The sequence below is a fragment of the Streptomyces sp. NPDC004788 genome (genome assembly GCF_053601115.1).
The window spans coordinates 1-17,426 of record NZ_JBSGBF010000137.1; the positions used below are offsets into that span (position 1 = coordinate 1).

The following is a 17,426-nucleotide window of genomic DNA, read 5'->3' on the forward strand; positions in this document are numbered from 1 at the left end:
CCCCTGGGGGGGGCGGCGGGGCGCCTCCGCCCCCTGGGGCTTTCCGCGGCCCTTCCCCGGTCAGCGCTCGGTGCCGAAGAGCCGGTCCGAGGCGTCGACATGGGCCATCCGCCGGATCGCGGAGAACACCGCGTCGCCCATGACCGTACCGATGACCACGCTCTCGACGAGCTCCTCCCGGACGACGTTGTGGGCGACCCAGTCGAGGTCCGCGTGCGCCACGCGCTCGGCGGCGTCGGCGTAGGCGTCGACGAGTTCGGCGAAGCCGCCGTGGCCGACGTCCTCCAGGGCGGCGAGGGCGAACGCGAGGGCCTCGGACTGCGGGGCCCCGGGGTCGGTGTGCCAGCCGCGGCGGGCGATCAGCTCGGCGACCTTCGCCCGGGCGGCGACCAGGGACGGCGGCGGTTCCTCGGCGGGCTCGTCGCCCGGCGCGTCCTTGTCCCCCGCGCTGTCGTAGCGCGGCCCGAGCCGTTCCGCCGCCTCGCCCATGATCTTGTGCAGCGGTTGCTCCTCGTCGTCGACGGCGGCGACGACGGCACGGACGCCCGCCACGGAGAGTCCGCCGACATCGAGCAGGGCGCGGATCAGACGGAGCCGCCGGACGTGCGTCTCCCCGTACGAGGCCTGGTTGGGGCTGGTCAACTGCCCGGCGGGCAGCAGCCCTTCCCGTACGTAGTACTTGATCGTGGGCACGGACACCCCGGTCCTACGACTCAACTCTCCGATGCGCACCGCGTGTTCACCTTTCCGGTCGGACTCCGGTCTTGCCGACCGACCCCTCCATCATAGATAGTGACGCTATCGGATAGCGGGAAGTGCCACTATCCATTCCGCAGACGCATTCGCATCCCACGGGGGGATCCATGTCCTCGGCACCGCAGCTCTCGGCACCACGACTCCGCACGCTCCACCGGCCCCTGGTCTGGTTCGTCGCCTCCATGGCCGGCCTCGCGCTCGTCTCCGCGGCCGGACTCGTCCTCGACGACCGCGTCCTGGTCGGCGCCCCGATCTGGGCCAAGCCGCTGAAGTTCTCGCTCTCGTTCATCGCGTACGGGCTCTCGCTCGCCTGGATGCTCTCCCTGCTGCCCGGCGCCCGGGCCAGGCGGGTCGGCTGGTGGGCCGGGACCGTGCTCACCGTCGCCAGCGTCGTCGAGATGGTGCTGATCACCGGCCAGGTCATCCGCGGCAAGCGCAGCCACTTCAACAACGCGACGCCCTTCGACACGGCCGTCTTCCAGGTCATGGGCCTCACCGTCGTCGTGCTGTGGCTGGCCGCTCTCCTCATCGCCGTCCTGCTGCTGCGCGCCCGCATCCTGGACCGCGCCACCGCCTGGGCCGTGCGACTCTCCTCGCTCATCGCCCTGGCGGGCGCCGCCGTCGGCTTCCTGATGGTGCGGCCCAGGCCCGAACAGCTCGCCCAGCCCCATCCGCCGGTCCTCGGCGCACACAGCGTCGGCGTGCCCGACGGCGGCCCCGGCCTGCCGCTGACCGGCTGGTCCACCACCGGCGGCGACCTGCGCATCGCCCACTTCTTCGGCATGCACGCGCTGCAACTCGTCCCGCTGGTCCTGCTCGTGCTCGCCGCACTCGCCCCGCGCTACGCCCGCCTCGCCGACGACCGCGTCCGGCTGCGCCTGGTCCTGGTCGCCGCCGGCTCGTACGCCGCGACCTTCGCCCTCGTCACCTGGCAGGCCCTGCGCGGCCAGCCGCTCCTCTCCCCCGACGCCACCACCCTCACCGCGGCCGCCGTCATCGCCGCCCTCACCCTCACGTGCGCGGCCCTGGCGCTGCGCACCCCGCGCAGCCTGGAGCTCGTCGCATGACCGACCCCGCCCTCCTCTTCGACCTGACCTTCCTCCTCGCGGCGCCGTTCTGGCTCCTGATGATCCTGGCCCCCGGCCGTCGCGTCACCGACCGCGTCGCCGCCTCCCCGCTCACCGTCCTGCCGGTCCTCGCCGTCTACCTCCTCCTCGCCGCCCCGGTCCTCCCCGAGCTCTGGACCGCGGTCACCCGCCCCGACCTGCCCGTCTTCCAGACCCTCACCGCCCTCCCGAACGGCGCGGCCGCCCTGTGGGCCCAGGTCATCGCCTGGGACCTGCTCCTCGGCCAGTGGATCTACCGCGAGTCCCGCCGCCTCGCCCTCTCCCCCTTCCTCACCGGCCCCCTCCTCGTCCTGACCATCCTCCTGTCCCCCGTCGCCCTCCTCCTCTTCCTACCCCTCCGCGCCGTGCGCCGGGCCCGCACCGCCCAGCCGGCCCGGCTGTAGCCTCCCCTCATGCGATACGAGGACCGGGCCGTCGGAGCCGTCCTGGGCTCCGCCGTCGGCGACGCGCTCGGGGCACCCTTCGAGTTCGGGCTCCCGGGGGCGTTCCGGGAGCGGTTTCCAGACGGCGCCGGCGAGATGTGCGGGGGCGGCGGCTGGGATCCGGGCGAGGCCACGGACGACACACAGATGGCCGTGCTCGTCGCGGACTCGCTCCTCGAACGGGGCGGGCTCGACCTGCGGGACCTCTTCGGCCGCTTCCGCCGCTGGGCGCAGGCCGAACCCAAGGACATCGGGCTGCAGACCGAGGCGGTGCTCCTCGGCGGCGACCCCTGGGACACCGCCGCCGACCTGCACTTCCAGGTCAACGGGCGCGGCGCGGGCAACGGGTCGCTGATGCGGGCCGCCACCCCCGCCGTGCACTTCGCCGCCGCCGGCCGCGCCGCCACCATGGAGGCGGGCCGGCGGATCGCCGCCCTCACCCACGGGGACCCCGCCGCCTGGGAAGGCACCGCGGTGCTCCACGAGCTGGTCCGCGTCGCCCTCCTCGGCGAGGACCCGCTCGCGACCGTGCCCGCCGCCCTCGCCGAGGTCGCCGACGCCCACCGGGACCGCTGGGCCGCCGTCCTGGCCCCCGACTGGCGCCCCGAGGACGCCACCGAGTTCAACGGCGCCGTCTGGCCCTGCCTCGGCTCCGCCCTCTGGGCGCTGCGCACCACCGACTCGTACGAGACCGCTGTCGCCGCCGCGATCGACCTGGGCGGTGACACCGACACCGTCGCCGCCGTCACCGGCATGCTCGCCGGCGCGGTCCACGGCCCGGACGCCGTCCCCGCCCGCTGGACCGAACCCCTGCACGTGCCGCTGCCGGGCTTCGGCGACCGGGTGCTCCGCGCCGCGGACCTGGCCGACCTCGCACGGCGCCTGGTCTGACCGGCCCCGCCTAGGGCGGTGTCTCGCCCCCTAGCGCGCCCGCACGGTCGCGAGGACCTCCCGGTCCGGCTGGAGCGTCAGCCCCGGCACCGGACGTATCTCGTCCGCGTCGAGGTCCAGACGGAAGCGGCGGGCGACGACGGCCAGGATCAGAACCGCCTCGACCATGGCGAAGCGGGTGCCGAGGCAGACGCGGGGGCCACCGCCGAAGGGGTACCAGGCGTACTCCGGTATCTCCTCGTTCTCGCCCTCCGTCCCGCCGTCCTTCGGCGACAGCCAGCGCTCGGGGCGGAACTCCAGCGGGTCGCGGTACCAGCGCGGGTCGCGGTGGGTGGCCCACTGGCTAGACCAGACGCGGGTGCCGGGGCGGACGGGGGCACCGCCGAGGGTGGCGCCCTCCTTGGCCGTGCCGGTGAGGAGCCAGATCGCGGGGTAGAGGCGGAGGGTCTCCTTCACCACGGCCTGGGTGTAGGCGAGTTCGGCGTAGTCGTCGAAGCCGGGGTCGCGGTCGCCGAGCACCCGGTCGAGCTCGCCGCCGAGCGCCTCGGCGACGCGCGGGTAGCGCGAGAGCAGGTACCAGGCCCAGACGAGGGTCGAGCTGGTGGTCTCGTGGCCGCCGATGTAGAGCGTGACGGTCTCGTCGCGGATCTCCCGGTCGGAGAGGTGCGCGCCGGTCTCGTCCCGCGCGGCGAGGAGCCGGCTGAGCAGGTCGGGGCGGTCGCTGTCGCCGTCCCGGTGGCGGGCGACGACCCGGGCCACCTCGGCGTCGATGACGGCGACGGCCCGCCTGATGCGGGCCCGCCCGGGCGTGGGCACCCAGTCCGGCAGGATCGCGCCGATGCCGCTGAACTCGGCGCCGATCTCCTGCTGCGCCACGTCCATGGCGCGGCCGATGGACTCGGCGTCGGCCGCCGTGTCGGCGCCGAAGATGGTGCGGACGGCGATGAGTTGGGTGAGTGCGGTCATCTCCCGCTTGACGTCGACGCGCTGCCCGTCGGCCCACCGCCCGGCCGCGTCGACCGCGCATTCGGCCATGGTCGCCGCGTACGCCTTCACCTGCCGGGGCCGCACCGAGGGCTGCACCAGGGAGCGCTTGCGCCGCCAGTCCGCGCCCTTGGCGACCACGACCCCGTCGCCGAGGAGCATACGGACGGCGATGCCGAGGTCGGGCTGGTCGAAGGTCCGCTCGACCTCGGTCAGGAGTTCCCCGATGGTCTCGGGATGGGCGATGAACAGCGCGGGGCCGGGTCCGAACCGCCAGCGGACGAAGTCCCCCCGCTCACGCAGCCGTTCGAAGAAGGCGAGCGGGTCCTTGCCGAACTCCGGCACGTTCCCGAGCACCGGGACACCGCGCGGCCCCGGTACGGTCTTCCGTCCGTCCGCCTTCGGCTGTGCCGCACCGACGGCGGACGGACCGGCTTGCGTGGTCACGTTCTCTTCCTTCCGCAGGACTTGCCTGGCCTGTCTCAAGACCATGGAAGCGGAAGGAACTGACACTCCGCCAGACCTGTGGAAAAGCCCCTGTGGAAAAGCCCCTTCCGGCGACTCGTCGTCAGCCCACCGAGCTGTACGCCACCACACCCCTCAGCAGCGCGTCCACCGCCTTGCGCGCGTTCTTCGCGACGGTGCTGTTCTCCCTCGGGGCGGCCGCCGCGATCTGTCCGAGCACGTCGATGACCTGCTTGCACCAGCGGACGAAGTCGCCGGCCGGCATCTCGGCCTCGCGCAGCACCTCGTCGAGCCCCTTGTCGGAGGCCCACTGGTAGGCGGCCCAGGCGAAGCCCAGGTCGGGCTCGCGCTGTCCGACGCCCTCGGCCTGGTGGAGCCTGAACTCCTCCTCCAGCGCGTCGAGCCGGCCCCAGATCCGCACCATCTCGCCGAGCGCCGCCTTGGACCTGCCGGTCGGCAGCTTCGGCGCCACGGCGTCGTCGGACTGCCGGGCCTCGTAGACGAGCGCGGAGACACAGGCGGCCAGCTCGGCCGGGTTGAGCCCCTCCCAGACGCCCTCGCGAAGGCACTCGCTCGCCAGCAGGTCGAGCTCGCCGTAGAGCCTGGCGAGCCGCTTGCCGTTGTCGGTGACGTCGTCGTCGCGCAGGTAGTCGAGCTCGGTGAGGAGCGCGACGATCCGGTCGAAGGTGCGGGCGATGGTGTTCGTCCGGCCCTCGATGCGCCGCTCCAGCTGCTTGGTGTCCCGCTGCAGCCGGTGGTAGCGCTCGGCCCAGCGGGCGTGGTCCTCACGCTCGTCACAGCCGTGGCAGGGATGGGCACGGATCTCGGTGCGCAGCCGGGCGATCTCGCGGTCGTCGGCGGCGGCCGAACGCTGCTTGCGGTGCCGCTCCGGGTTGATGTGCCCGGCCTTGCTGCGCAGCGCGGAGGCGAGGTCGCGGCGGGACTGCGGGGACTTCGGGTTGAAGGAGCGCGGGATCCGCATCCGCTCGAGCGGCTCCACCGGCACCGGGAAGTCGATCGAGGCGAGCCGCTTGACCTGCCGCTCGGCGGTGAGCACGAGCGGGCGCGGCCCGTCGTAGTGGTCGAAGCCGCGGTGCCCGTTGGTCCGCCCGGCCGGGACGCCCGGGTCGAGGACGAGGGCGAGACCGGCGAACTTGCCGGTCGGCACGTGGATGACGTCGCCGGGCTTGAGCCGCTCCAGCGAGGCCGCGGCCTGCGCGCGCCGCTGGGCGGCGCCCTGCCGGGCGATCTCCGTCTCGCGGTCCTTGAGCTCGCGGCGGAGCCGCGCGTACTCCTCGAAGTCGCCGAGGTGGCAGGTCATGCCCTCCCGGTAGCCCGCCAGGCCCTCCTCGTTGCGCTGCACCTGCCGGGAGATCCCGACGACCGAGCGGTCGGCCTGGAACTGGGCGAAGGAGGTCTCCAGGAGCTCGCGCGAGCGGTGCCGGCCGAACTGGTCGACCAGGTTGACCGCCATGTTGTACGAGGGCTTGAAGCTGGAGCGCAGCGGGTAGGTGCGGGTGCCGGCGAGCCCGGCGAGGTGCGCGGGGTCCATGGCGCGCTGCCACAGCACCACGGCGTGGCCCTCGACGTCGATGCCGCGGCGGCCCGCACGGCCGGTGAGCTGGGTGTACTCGCCGGGAGTGATGTCGGCGTGCTGCTCTCCGTTCCACTTGACGAGCTTCTCCAGGACCACGGACCGGGCCGGCATGTTGATGCCGAGCGCCAGGGTCTCGGTGGCGAAGACCGCCTTGACGAGGCCGCGGACGAAGAGCTCCTCGACGACCTCCTTGAAGGTCGGGAGCATGCCGGCGTGGTGGGCGGCGATGCCGCGCTCCAGGCCCTCCAGCCACTCGTAGTAGCCGAGGACGTGCAGGTCCTCGTCGGGGATGGCGGCGGTGCGCTCCTCGACGATCTCGCGGACCCGGCGGCGCGCGTCGTCGTCGTTGAGCCGCAGGCCCGCGTAGAGGCACTGCTGCACGGCGGACTCGCAGCCGGCCCGGCTGAAGATGAAGGTGATCGCGGGGAGGAGTCCCTCGGCGTCGAGCCGCTCGATGACCTCGGGGCGCCCCGGCGTCCAGATCCGGGACCGCTGGCGCCGCTCGCGCTCGCGGTCGGCCTCGCGGATCATCTTGCCGCGGCGCCGGTCGCGCGGGTTGTACGTGCGCGAGTTCTCGGTGCGGGCGAGGCGCAGCAGGTCGGGGTTGACCTCGCGGCGGGAGGCGCCGCGGCCGCCGTGGTCGGTCTCCTCCTCGAAGAGGTCGTACATCCGGCGGCCGGCCAGGACGTGCTGCCACAGCGGCACGGGGCGGCTCTCGGAGACGATGACCTCGGTGTCGCCGCGCACGGTGTCCAGCCAGTCGCCGAACTCCTCGGCGTTGGACACGGTCGCGGAGAGCGACACCAGGGTCACGGACTCGGGGAGGTGGATGATCACTTCCTCCCAGACGGCGCCGCGGAAGCGGTCCGAGAGGTAGTGGACCTCGTCCATGACCACGTAGCCGAGGCCGGAGAGCGCCTGGGAGCCCGCGTACAGCATGTTGCGGAGGACCTCGGTGGTCATGACGATGACCGGGGCGTCGCCGTTGACGCTGTTGTCACCGGTGAGCAGACCGACCTTGTCGTGGCCGTACCGCTTGACGAGGTCGGCGTACTTCTGGTTGGAGAGCGCCTTGATGGGCGTGGTGTAGAAGCACTTGCGGCCCTGGAGCAGGGCGAGGTGGACGGCGAACTCGCCGACGATGGTCTTGCCCGAGCCCGTGGGAGCGGCGACGAGCACGCCCTTGCCCGCTTCGAGGGCCTGGCACGCCTCGATCTGGAAGGGGTCCAGGCCGAAGTCGTACATCTCGCGGAAGGGGGCCAGCGCGGTGGCCTGCTCGCGGTTGCGGGCGCGGGCGGCTGCGTACGCTTCGGCTGGTGTGAGGTCCTCTGTCATCTTGTTGTCGAGCCTACCCGCCACCTCTGACAGTGACGCGATCTTTATCGAGCGGCTTGGATTCCGGGGATACGGCGGTCCCCCCGGAGGGAAATCCGGGGGGACTGTTCGCGATCACGTGGTGATGATCCGGTGATGACGGCCGGGCGACCGGGGTGCCGCGGTCAGGTGATGTCGTCGTAGCCGTTCAGCCGCTGCGACCCCGCGGCGTCCTGCTCACCGGTCGCCTGGCCGGGCAGCGCCCGGGCGGCGGGCACGGTCTCGGTCGGGCCGATGGGCTCGGGCGTGAGGTCCAGCTCGGACGCCTCGTCGTCGTCGAGTGCGGCGTCGGGGTTCCTGCGCGCGCGCCGCTTGTCGTTGAGCAGCGCGATACCGACGGCACCGAAGTAGAGGATGCTGATCGGGCCGGCCAGGGCGAGCATGCCGACCGGGTCCGTGGTCGGGGTGATCACGGCGCCGAAGATGAAGACGCCCATGATCACGCCGCGCCACCAGCGGGCCATGCGGCGGCCGCTGAGCACGCCGGTGAGGTTCAGCATCACGAGCACGAGCGGCAGCTCGAAGGCGAGGCCGAAGACCAGCACCATCCGCAGGGTGAAGTCGAGGACGTCACCGAGCGAGAGGATGTTGGCGGAGCCGTCGGGCGTGAGGCTGATGAGCACCTTCACACTGACGGGCAGGATGAGGTACGCGATGTAGGCGCCGGCCGCGAAGAGCGGGACCGCGGCGCCGGTGAAGAGGTACGTGTACCTCTTCTCGTGCTTGTGCAGTCCGGGCGCGACGAAGGCCCAGAGCTGGTACAGCCAGACGGGGCTCGCCACGACGAGGCCCGTGGTGAGGGAGACCTGGATCGTGGTGCTGAACGGCGCCATGAGCGTGTTGAAGGAGACGATCGCGCAGTTTCCGCCGTCGCTGGTGACGCCCGGCGGGCACTTGGGCACCGACCGGGTCAGGAAGGTCATGATCTCCTCGCTGTACACGAGGGCCACGATGGTGACCGCGGCGACGGCCAGGAGGCCCTTCGCGAGGCGGTTGCGAAGTTCACGCAGGTGTTCCACGAGGGGCATGCGGCCCTCGGGGTCCTTCTCCTGCTTGCGGGCAGACTTGAGCAACCCACGTCCTCATCTCGTGCGGCAGCCGCCGCGCTGTGCGGCGGCTGCGGCGGGCCGGCTCAGCGCTTGGTGGTGTCGGTGGGCTCGGTCACGGGACGCGAGCTGGTCACGTCGCCGGGAGCGGCCTGGATGGTGCGGGGCGCGGCCTGGTCCTGAGCAGCGGTCTGCGCGTCGGCGGGGGCGCTCTGCTGGTCCTCCGACTTCATCGCCTTGGCCTCGCTCTTGAGGATGCGGGCGGACTTGCCCAGCGAACGGGCCATCTCCGGCAGCTTCTTCGCGCCGAACAGCAGGATGACGACGACGAGGATCAGAATGATCTCGGTGGGGCCGAGCCTACCCATAGCTGTTTACCTTCTTCACCGAGGCGACATGGAACGTACGTGCCCGGACGGCCGGACAGGCGTCCGTCCACCGCGCTGCATGCGATCGTAACCCGCAGGAGTAAACGGGCGGCAATGGGCGTGCATACGAGCGATTTCGTCCCCCCGCGCCGCTCGCCCGCCGCAGGATGAGCGAAGTCAGGGCAGCGTCCGGCCCGTTCGCGCCAGGTCGCCGGCGGCGCGCTCCAGCTCCTCGGCGGCCTGGTGGATGCGCTCTGTGGTGCGGGCCACTTGACGGCCGAGCCGCTGGGCCTCCAGGAAGACCTTGATGCCGAGGACACCGAGGACGGCGATGCCGAGGAAGCCGAGGGCGATGGCGAGCATGGGCCAGAACATGGGTCGAGCCTAAGGGTTGCGCGGGTGGGCGGCCGCCGGGCGGTCCCTCAGCCGGTGGTGTGCAGGCGCAGGGTGTTCACGCCGCCGCCGGTGAGGAGCTCGACGATCCGCTCACCGGCGGGCTTGCGGACGGCGCTGCCGCACTCGGGGCAGGTGAAGGAGTAGAAGGTGGTGCGGCGACTGGCGCCGATGGCGAGCCGCAGCGCGCCCGCGGAGAGTTCGAAGCGGGCGCGGCAGTCGGGGCAGGCGGCCTTGAAGAGAACCGGGGCGATCGGCGCCACAAGACCGGACATCACGGACATATCCCTCAACTCTCCCCACTGCCACCGGTGCGTCTCACTGGGAACAGCGTCCGGAGCCACCGGAACGTCACGTTCCCCCTGCCGTTCCCCTGTTCCCCCTGCCGTTCCCCCTGCCGTTCCTCCTGCCGTCGGCAGCCGGTCAGCCCCCGTACGCGGCGAGCGCCGCCGTCGCCGCCTCCCGCGCGCTGTCCGCGAGCTCGGCCGGGCCCACGATCCGCCCGTCGCTGCCGAGCCGCAGCGCGAGCCGCCGCAGCGAGGCCGGCGCCGGGGTGCGCAGGGTGATCCGCAGACCGCCGTCGGGCAGCTCCTCGGCCACGTCGTGCGGGTAGTACTCGGCGACCCAGCGGCCGCCGGGGCCGACCTCCACCACGACCTCCGGGTCCTCGGCGGACGGCTGCACCAGCCCCTCCGACAGGTCCCTCAGCTCGATCTCCGGCGGCGCGGCCGGCGCGTCAAGGATCCGGATCTCGGCGACCCGGTCGAGCCGGAAGGTGCGCCGCGCCTCGGAGAGCCGGCACCACGCCTCCATATAGGTGTGGCCGACGGCGAACAGCCGGATCGGGTCCACCTCGCGCTCGGTGAGCTCGTCCCGCGCGGGCGAGTAGTAGCGCAGCCACAGCCGGCGGCGCTCCGAGATCGCCCGGTCGACCTCGGCGAAGACCCCGCCCTCGGACTCGAAGGTCACCGAGAGCCGCGAGCTGGCGCCGGCCGCCTCGCCGGCCGCCGCCTCCAGCTTGGCGGTGGCGCGCAGCAGCGCCTCGCGGTCGCCCTCGCGCAGCCCCGGCAGCGTCGCCACCGCGCGCGCCGCGACGAGCAGCGCGGTCGCCTCGTCGGCGGCGAGCCGCAGCGGCTCCGCGACGTCGTCCGGATTGTGCCACCAGATGCGGTCGCCGTCGGTGTCGATGTCGAGCAGGTCGCCGCCGCGGAAGCTGGTGCCGCACATCGGCAGCACGTCCAGGTCCGAGATCAGCTCGTCCTCGGTGATCCCGAAGGCACGCGCGACGTCGGCGACGTGCGCGCCGGGACGCTCGCGGAGATAGGTGACGAGGGAGAGCATGCGCCTCGTCTGGTCGATGGCGTTGACGGCCACGGTCGTTCCTCTTCCCTCAGCCCTTGGCCACGGCGCGCAGCCGGTCCACCACGTCGGCCCGCAGGTCGGCGGGCTCCAGGACGACCACGTCCGGGCCGAACTCCACCAGCCAGGCGTCCAGCCCGTGCCCGTACGGGATCTCCAGCTCGTCCCAGCCGTCGGCGCCCTCGGTCACGGACTGGGCGCGGGCGCGCAGCGGATAGCCGCAGCCGGCCCGCAGCCGGATCCGGGCCGAGCGGGTGGCGGTCTCCCCCGCCCAGCTCTCGACGGTCTCGCGGACGGTGACGACGTCCGGCACGGGAGCGGTGAAGGCGCCCGCCCGGGAGCGCACCCGGCCGGTGATACGGGACAGCCGGAAGACCCGCTCGGCGCCCCGGTCCCGGTCCCAGCCCGCCAGGTACCAGTGGCCGCGCCAGCACTCCAGGACCCACGGCTCCACCTGCCGGGTCTCGGGGCGCGCGGCGTTGGCCTTGCGGTAGTCGAAGACGACCGGGCGGCGGTCCCGGCAGGCCAGCATCAGCGGCTCGAAGGCGGCCTCGTGGACCGGGATGCGCGGTTCGAGGGCGCTGTGCCGGTCGTCGTACGAGTCCTCCGCCTCCGGCATCCCCGCCGCGCGCAGCTTCTGCAGGGCGCCGCTGGCGGCCCCGGCCAGACGGGCCTGCTGCCAGACCTTGGCGGCGAGGCCCAGGGCCGCGGCCTCCTCGGCGTCGAGGGTGATGGGCGGCAGCCGGTTGGAGTCGCGGCGGGCCAGGTAGCCGGTCTCGCCGTCCAGGTTCTCGACGGTCTCGATGACCAGACCGAGCTCGCGCAGATCGTCCTTGTCGCGCTCGAACATCCGGTTGAAGGCGTCCTCGCCCGTCGCCTCCATGTACGCCTCGATGGAACCGCGGAGCTCTCTCTTGCTCAGCGGCCGGCGGGTTCCGAGCAGGCACAGCGCAAGATTCATCAGCCGCTCGGCCTTGGCAATCGCCATCGACGCCCCGCACCCTCTTCTGCCGTCTCGGCTTCTCGGATCGACTACTCGGATCGACTTCTCGACTTCTCGAAACTTCTTGAGACGTCCGACCGTACCGCTCCACGCGGTCCGGACAAAAGCCGGGACAAACGCCCGAGGACCCCCACCCTGGGGGCGGGGGTCCTCGGTGCCGACGTGAATCCGTCAGGTCGGTGCCGGCCGGTCCTAGCCGACGGCGACGAGGTCGCAGACGAAGATCAGCGTCTCGTTCGGGCCGATCGCGGAGCCGGCGCCACGCTCGCCGTAGGCCAGGTGCGGCGGGATGACCAGCTGGCGGCGGCCGCCGACCTTCATGCCCTGCACGCCCTGGTCCCAGCCCGGGATGACCTGGCCGACACCGAGGCGGAACGGCAGCGGGTTGCCGCGGTTCCAGGACGCGTCGAACTCCTCGCCGGAGCTGAAGGACACACCTACGTAGTGGACCAGCACGTCCTTGCCGGCCTCGGCGACGGGGCCGTCGCCCTCCCAGATGTCCTTGATCTCCAGATCGGCCGGCGGCTCGCCGCCCGGGAAGTCGACCTCGGGCTTCTCGATGCTCACTGCAGTGTGCTCCTCATACTGATGAACCGTGCGGACGATGGCCCGCGCGACCGGGACAGTCTTACATCTTCGCCAGGATGTCGACGGAGAACACCAGCGTGGAGTTCTTCGGGATGCCCTGCTTCTCCTGGTCGCCGAACGCCTCGGACGGCGGCGCCACGATGAGGATGCGGCTGCCGACCTTCTTGCCGGCGATGCCGTCCTTGAGACCCTTCAGGGTCAGCTGCCCCAGCGGGAAGTTCTGGGGCTTGCCCATGGTGTAGGTCGAGTCGAAGACCTTGCCGTCCTTCCACAGGGCGGCGACGTAGTTCACGACGACCGTGTCGGTGTCCTTCACGACCTCGCCCTTGGACTCCAGGATGTAGTTGGAGACCAGCTTGGTGGGCGGGTTCACCTTGGGAACCGTCAGCGAGGGCTGCTTGCCGTCGGTGTTGGTGCCGACCTTCGGCAGGTCCTTGTCGTCCTGGGCGACGACGGTGCCCTCGGCGGACTTCGGGATCGTGACGGCCTTCAGGATGTCGACCACGAACACCAGGGTGGAATTGGGCTTGATGCCCTCCGGCGGCTGCGCGCCGTAACCGAGCTCCGGCGGAATGCCGATCTCGACGCGGCTGCCGACCTTCTGGCCCTCCAGGCCCTGGTCCCAGCCCTTGATGACCTGGCCGCCGCCGAGCGTCAGCTCGAAGGGCTGCTTCCGGTCGAAGCTGTTGTCGAAGGGGGTGGTCTCGTCCCACTCCTGGCCCAGGTAGTTCACCTGGAGCGCGTCGCCCTTCTTCGTCACCGCGCCCGTGCCCTCGCTGATGACGTTGACCTTGAGGGCCTTGGGCGGGTCGCCCACACCCTTGGCCAGGGTCGGCTTCTCCCCGAACTTCTCCCCCGCGGTGATGGCGGGAAGCCCGTTCTTCATCGAACCGGAATCGGAGCCCTTGTCGTCGCCACCGCAGGCCGCTGTGGTCAACAGCAGCAGCGGGACGACGAGCAGGCCGGCAAGTCGGCGCACTGGTTCCTCAGATCTCAGACGGCACAGTAGTTGTCCGGACACTCTAGGGGACCGCTCCGTGATGCCGTCGGCCCCGCACGCGGAACGTGCGGGGCCGAGGAGTGCAGCCGTACGAACGACGGTACGGATCGCCGTACGCGTCCTACATTCCGGCGATCAGCTTTTCCACCCGGTCGTCGACCGACCGGAACGGGTCCTTGCACAACACCGTGCGCTGCGCCTGGTCGTTGAGCTTCAGGTGGACCCAGTCGACGGTGAAGTCCCGGCGCTGCTCCTGGGCGCGGCGGATGAAGTCGCCGCGGAGCCGGGCCCGGGTGGTCTGCGGGGGCACGGACTTGCCCTCGAAGATCTTCACGTCGTTGCACACCCGCGCCGCCTGCCCGTTCTTCTGGAGCAGGTAGTACAGCCCGCGGCGGCGGTGGATGTCGTGGTACGCGAGGTCTATCTGGGCGACCCGCGGGTGCGACATGGTCATGTTGTGCTTGGCCCGGTACCGCTCGATGAGCTTGTACTTCATGACCCAGTCGATCTCGGTCTCGATGCGGTCGAGCTGCTCCTCCTCGATGGCGTCGAGGGTGCGGCCCCACAGTTCCAGGACCTGGGCGACGGTGCCGCTGCGGATGCCGCGGCGGTCGACGAAGTCGGACGCCTTCTCGAAGTACTCCCTCTGGACCTCGAGAGCGGAGGCCTCGCGGCCGCTGGCCAGCCGGACCTTGCGCTGGCCGGTGATGTCGTGGCTGACCTCGCGGATGGCCCGGATCGGGTTCTCCAGGGTCAGGTCGCGCATCACCGTGCCCGCCTCGATCATGCGCAGCACCAGGTCGGTGGCGCCGACCTTGAGCAGCATGGTCGTCTCGGACATGTTGGAGTCGCCGACGATGACGTGGAGCCGGCGGTAGCGCTCGGCGTCCGCGTGCGGCTCGTCGCGGGTGTTGATGATGGGGCGCGACCGGGTGGTGGCGGAGCTGACGCCCTCCCAGATGTGCTCGGCGCGCTGGGAGACGCAGTAGACGGCACCGCGCGGGGTCTGCAGCACCTTTCCGGCGCCGCAGATGAGCTGACGGGTGACGAGGAACGGAATGAGGATGTCCGCGAGCCGGGAGAACTCGCCGTGGCGGGCGACGAGATAGTTCTCGTGGCAGCCGTAGGAGTTTCCGGCGGAGTCGGTGTTGTTCTTGAAGAGATAGACGTCGCCCGCGATTCCCTCCTCGTGCAGGCGGCGTTCCGCGTCGACGAGGAGTCCTTCGAGAATGCGCTCGCCGGCCTTGTCGTGCGTGACCAGTTCGACCACGTTGTCGCATTCGGGAGTTGCGTATTCCGGATGCGAACCCACGTCAAGGTACAGGCGGGCGCCGTTCCGCAGGAAGACATTGCTGCTGCGGCCCCATGACACGACACGGCGGAAGAGGTACCGCGCCACTTCGTCAGGAGACAGTCGGCGCTGTCCCCTGAACGTGCACGTGACGCCGTACTCGTTCTCCAGCCCGAAAATGCGGCGGTCCATGTCAGAACATTACGCCTGACGGCCTCTTCTGAAACCGGGTTCGACGACCCCGTTCCGATCGATTTACCGCGCGTGCGCGTTCTTTTCGGCCTGCCCGGCCCGCGCGCCCTCGCTCCCGGCACCCCCGCTGACGGCGTGTCGCGGCCCCGGGACGGCCGTGAGGACCCGGCCGGTGGCAAGGAGGACGAGGAAGGCGACGAAGCCGCCGATCCCGGCCACGGCGAAACCGGCGGGGGTCCCCGCGAGTTCGACGGCCGGGCCTGAGACGGCCGAGCCGAGGGCGGCGCCGACGCCGAAGGTGGTCACGAGCCAGGAGAACGCCTCGGTGACCGTGCCGCTGGGGGCGTGCCGGTCGACCACGATGAAGGCGCACGCCAGCGCGGGCGCCAGGAAGACACCGGCCAGGGCGGTGAGGGCGGTCATGGCCACCGGGCCGGGCACGAGGAGCAGCGGCAGATAGCCGAGCGCGAGCAGCAGGACGAGCACCCGCAGCCGCCGTTCGGGCGCACCGGCCCACTGCCGGGCCCCGTAGACCGTGCCGCCGATCAGGGCGCCGAGACCGAGCGCGGCCATCAGCCAGCCGTAGACGGCCTGGTTGCCCCGGTCGTCCGCATAGGCCACGGCGGCGACGGTGATGGAGCCCAGGGCGAGCCCGACGAAGAAGAACGAGCCCAGCAGGGCGAGCAGCCCGGGCGAGCGCAGCGCGCCGAGCCAGTGGGCCTCGCGGGGCGCCGAGCGCCAGGCGCGGGACGGCTTGGACAGCACCACGGACAGCGCGCCGACGACGCCGAGCAGGTTGATGACGACGAGCGCGGCGGCGGGCGACCAGAGCGCCACGAGCAGGGTCAGCAGCAGCGGCCCGACGGTGAACATGACCTCCTGGGCCACGGCGTCCATGGCGTACGCGCGGTGGACCCGGTCCTCGCGGCCGAGGACGCTCGGCCACAGGGCCCGCAGCCCGCCCTCCAGGGGCGGCGTGAAGAGCCCGGCCACCAGCATGGCGGCGTAGGCCAGGAACAGGTTGCCGATGCCGGTGACGGCCAGCGCGGCCATGCCGAAGGCGGATATGACCGCGGCGGGCAGCTGGACCCTGGGCTGGCCCTTGAGGTCGACGGCGCGGCCGAGCAGCGGCTGCCCGACGGCGGTCGCGAGGCCGTACACGGCGATGAGGCCGCCCGCGAGGCTGTAGCTGCCTCCCTCGGCGCGCGTGAAGACGGTGATGGCGATGGGACCGGTGCCGTTCGGGAGCCGGCCGACGAGAGTGCCGACGAGCAGGCGCGCCGCATGCGGCGCGCGCAGGATGTCGAGATAGCCGCCGCTCGCCCCGGCCTTGGCCTCGGTGGCCATGTCGTCTCCCCTCCCGGGGTCTCCGCCCGAGGTTTTACGTATAACGTTACCCGTCATACGTACCATGACCGCAGCGCACGGGTCCACCCCCGGGCGCATGAAACGGTCCTGCAGAAAGCCGCCGCGGAGGTACGCGTGTCCAGCCCGGAACCGATCGGCGCGAGCCGCCCCACCAGCCGGGACGTCGCCGCGGCGGCCGGGGTCTCCCAGGCGACCGTCTCCCTCGTCCTCGGCGACAAATGGCGCGGCCGGGTCTCCGAGCGCACCGCCGGCGCCGTCCGCGAAGCCGCCGCACAGCTCGGCTACCGCCCCAACCTCGCCGCCCGCAACCTGCGCCTCGGCCGCACCCGCACCGCACTCCTGGTCGTCCCGGCGCTCACCAACGAGTTCTTCGCCCGCGTCTACACCGGCGCCGCCACAGTCGCCGCCCGGCACGGCTTCGGCGTGGTCCTCTACCCCTCCCCCGCCGGCATCGGCCCCGCCAAGGACCCCTTCGCCTCCGCCCGGGCCGCCCTGGACGGCGTCATCGCCTCCTCCATGGCCACCGACGCCCTCCAGGCCTTCGGCGGCACCGACCTGCCCCTCGTCATGCTCGACAGCGACCCCGCCGGCAGCGGCGCCGCCGCCCACGTCAACCTCGACATCGCCGACGGCATGCGCCAGGTCACCGGCCATCTGCTCGCCCTCGGCCACCGGCGCTTCCTGCACCTCGCCTCGGCCGTGCCGTCCTGGACCTTCGACGTCCGCGCCGCCGCCCTCGCCGAAACCCTGCACGGAGCCACCGTCACGACCGTACGGGCCCCCCTCGACGTCCAGGGCGCCCGCGAAGCCACCGAGCGCGCCCTCACCGGCCCCGGGCCCCGGCCCACCGCCGTCGTCTGCGACGACGACATCCTCGCCGCCGGCGCCTGCAAGGCCGCCCGCCGGCTCGGCCTGCGCGTACCCGAGGACCTCTCCGTCACCGGCTTCGACGACCTGGCCCTCGCCACCGCCCTCGAACCCGAACTCACCACCGTCGGCCTCCCCGCCGAACGCGTCGGCGAGCGCGGCATGGCAGCCCTGCTCGCCGTCCTCGACGGCCGCGATCCGGAGGCCGGAGACCTGCCCGTCAACCTGGTCGTACGGGGCAGCGCGTGGTCGTCATCGGGGACGCGGCCGACGACGCGCTTGCCGCGGCGCACGTGGGCGCGAAAGCGGTGCTCTACACCGGGGGCTCGCACAGC

The 17,426-nt window shown here is 72.0% G+C and carries 17 protein-coding genes and 1 pseudogene; 5 read left to right on the plus strand and 13 right to left on the minus strand.

Features of this window, described 5'->3' with window-relative positions; genetic code table 11:
• Positions 1-60: 60 nt before the first annotated feature.
• On the minus strand, positions 61-732 hold the full coding sequence (locus ACWEJX_RS35025; protein WP_451611455.1) for a MerR family transcriptional regulator: 672 nt from the start codon (positions 730-732) through the stop codon (positions 61-63).
• Between the two features lie 206 nt (positions 733-938).
• On the opposite strand from ACWEJX_RS35025, the gene ACWEJX_RS35030 reads away from it, so the two are divergent.
• Genes ACWEJX_RS35030 through ACWEJX_RS35040 form a run of 3 tightly spaced genes read left to right on the plus strand, consistent with a single transcriptional unit; the run spans position 939 to position 3,196 of the window.
• Positions 939-1,823: a hypothetical protein gene (locus ACWEJX_RS35030; RefSeq protein WP_451611467.1), complete on the plus strand. Its 885-nt coding sequence runs from the start codon at positions 939-941 to the stop codon at positions 1,821-1,823.
• Positions 1,820-2,266: an ABA4-like family protein gene (locus tag ACWEJX_RS35035; protein WP_451611456.1), complete on the plus strand. Its 447-nt coding sequence runs from the start codon at positions 1,820-1,822 to the stop codon at positions 2,264-2,266. The genes ACWEJX_RS35030 and ACWEJX_RS35035 overlap by 4 nt, the downstream gene beginning before the upstream one ends.
• Positions 2,267-2,275: 9 nt before the next feature.
• Entirely contained in the window at positions 2,276-3,196 is a 921-nt protein-coding gene (locus ACWEJX_RS35040) for an ADP-ribosylglycohydrolase family protein (RefSeq protein WP_451611457.1), read from the plus strand.
• Positions 3,197-3,226: 30 nt separating this feature from the next.
• Here the strand turns inward: ACWEJX_RS35040 and ACWEJX_RS35045 are convergent, their stop codons facing one another.
• The 12 genes from ACWEJX_RS35045 to ACWEJX_RS35100 all read right to left on the minus strand — a co-directional run bounded on the left by ACWEJX_RS35045 (position 3,227) and on the right by ACWEJX_RS35100 (position 16,203).
• Positions 3,227-4,627 (minus strand): cytochrome P450, encoded by a 1,401-nt coding sequence (locus tag ACWEJX_RS35045; protein ID WP_451611458.1) that lies wholly within the window; start codon positions 4,625-4,627, stop codon positions 3,227-3,229.
• Between the two features lie 121 nt (positions 4,628-4,748).
• On the minus strand, positions 4,749-7,577 hold the full coding sequence (locus tag ACWEJX_RS35050) for a DEAD/DEAH box helicase (RefSeq protein ID WP_451611459.1): 2,829 nt from the start codon (positions 7,575-7,577) through the stop codon (positions 4,749-4,751).
• 164 nt (positions 7,578-7,741) lie between these two features.
• Positions 7,742-8,644 (minus strand): twin-arginine translocase subunit TatC, encoded by a 903-nt coding sequence (gene tatC, locus ACWEJX_RS35055; RefSeq protein WP_451611468.1) that lies wholly within the window; start codon positions 8,642-8,644, stop codon positions 7,742-7,744.
• A gap of 104 nt (positions 8,645-8,748) precedes the next feature.
• Positions 8,749-9,030: a Sec-independent protein translocase subunit TatA gene (gene tatA, locus ACWEJX_RS35060; protein ID WP_451611460.1), complete on the minus strand. Its 282-nt coding sequence runs from the start codon at positions 9,028-9,030 to the stop codon at positions 8,749-8,751.
• A 177-nt stretch (positions 9,031-9,207) separates the two neighbouring features.
• Complete coding sequence (locus ACWEJX_RS35065; protein ID WP_451611461.1) at positions 9,208-9,405, minus strand: hypothetical protein; 198 nt, start codon at positions 9,403-9,405, stop codon at positions 9,208-9,210.
• Between the two features lie 47 nt (positions 9,406-9,452).
• Positions 9,453-9,698 (minus strand): CpXC domain-containing protein, encoded by a 246-nt coding sequence (locus ACWEJX_RS35070; protein WP_403797072.1) that lies wholly within the window; start codon positions 9,696-9,698, stop codon positions 9,453-9,455.
• A 148-nt stretch (positions 9,699-9,846) separates the two neighbouring features.
• On the minus strand, positions 9,847-10,797 hold the full coding sequence (locus ACWEJX_RS35075; RefSeq protein ID WP_403797075.1) for a helix-turn-helix transcriptional regulator: 951 nt from the start codon (positions 10,795-10,797) through the stop codon (positions 9,847-9,849).
• Positions 10,798-10,813: 16 nt separating this feature from the next.
• A complete protein-coding gene (locus tag ACWEJX_RS35080) occupies positions 10,814-11,770 on the minus strand; it encodes a helix-turn-helix transcriptional regulator (protein ID WP_451611462.1) in 957 nt (318 codons plus the stop codon).
• A gap of 207 nt (positions 11,771-11,977) precedes the next feature.
• Positions 11,978-12,352 (minus strand): FKBP-type peptidyl-prolyl cis-trans isomerase, encoded by a 375-nt coding sequence (locus ACWEJX_RS35085; protein ID WP_451611463.1) that lies wholly within the window; start codon positions 12,350-12,352, stop codon positions 11,978-11,980.
• 61 nt (positions 12,353-12,413) lie between these two features.
• Complete coding sequence (locus tag ACWEJX_RS35090) at positions 12,414-13,352, minus strand: FKBP-type peptidyl-prolyl cis-trans isomerase (RefSeq protein ID WP_451611464.1); 939 nt, start codon at positions 13,350-13,352, stop codon at positions 12,414-12,416.
• Positions 13,353-13,494: 142 nt separating this feature from the next.
• A complete protein-coding gene (gene pafA, locus ACWEJX_RS35095; RefSeq protein WP_451611465.1) occupies positions 13,495-14,856 on the minus strand; it encodes a Pup--protein ligase in 1,362 nt (453 codons plus the stop codon).
• Between the two features lie 63 nt (positions 14,857-14,919).
• Positions 14,920-16,203: an MFS transporter gene (locus ACWEJX_RS35100; protein WP_451611466.1), complete on the minus strand. Its 1,284-nt coding sequence runs from the start codon at positions 16,201-16,203 to the stop codon at positions 14,920-14,922.
• Positions 16,204-16,338: 135 nt separating this feature from the next.
• Here ACWEJX_RS35100 and ACWEJX_RS35105 point away from each other — a divergent pair.
• Both ACWEJX_RS35105 and ACWEJX_RS35110 read left to right on the plus strand, forming a co-directional pair.
• A pseudogene (locus tag ACWEJX_RS35105) lies at positions 16,339-17,334 on the plus strand (LacI family DNA-binding transcriptional regulator); the annotation flags it as partial.
• Between the two features lie 2 nt (positions 17,335-17,336).
• Positions 17,337-17,426: HAD hydrolase-like protein (locus ACWEJX_RS35110; protein ID WP_451611469.1), on the plus strand; the 90-nt coding region annotated here is incomplete at its 3' end.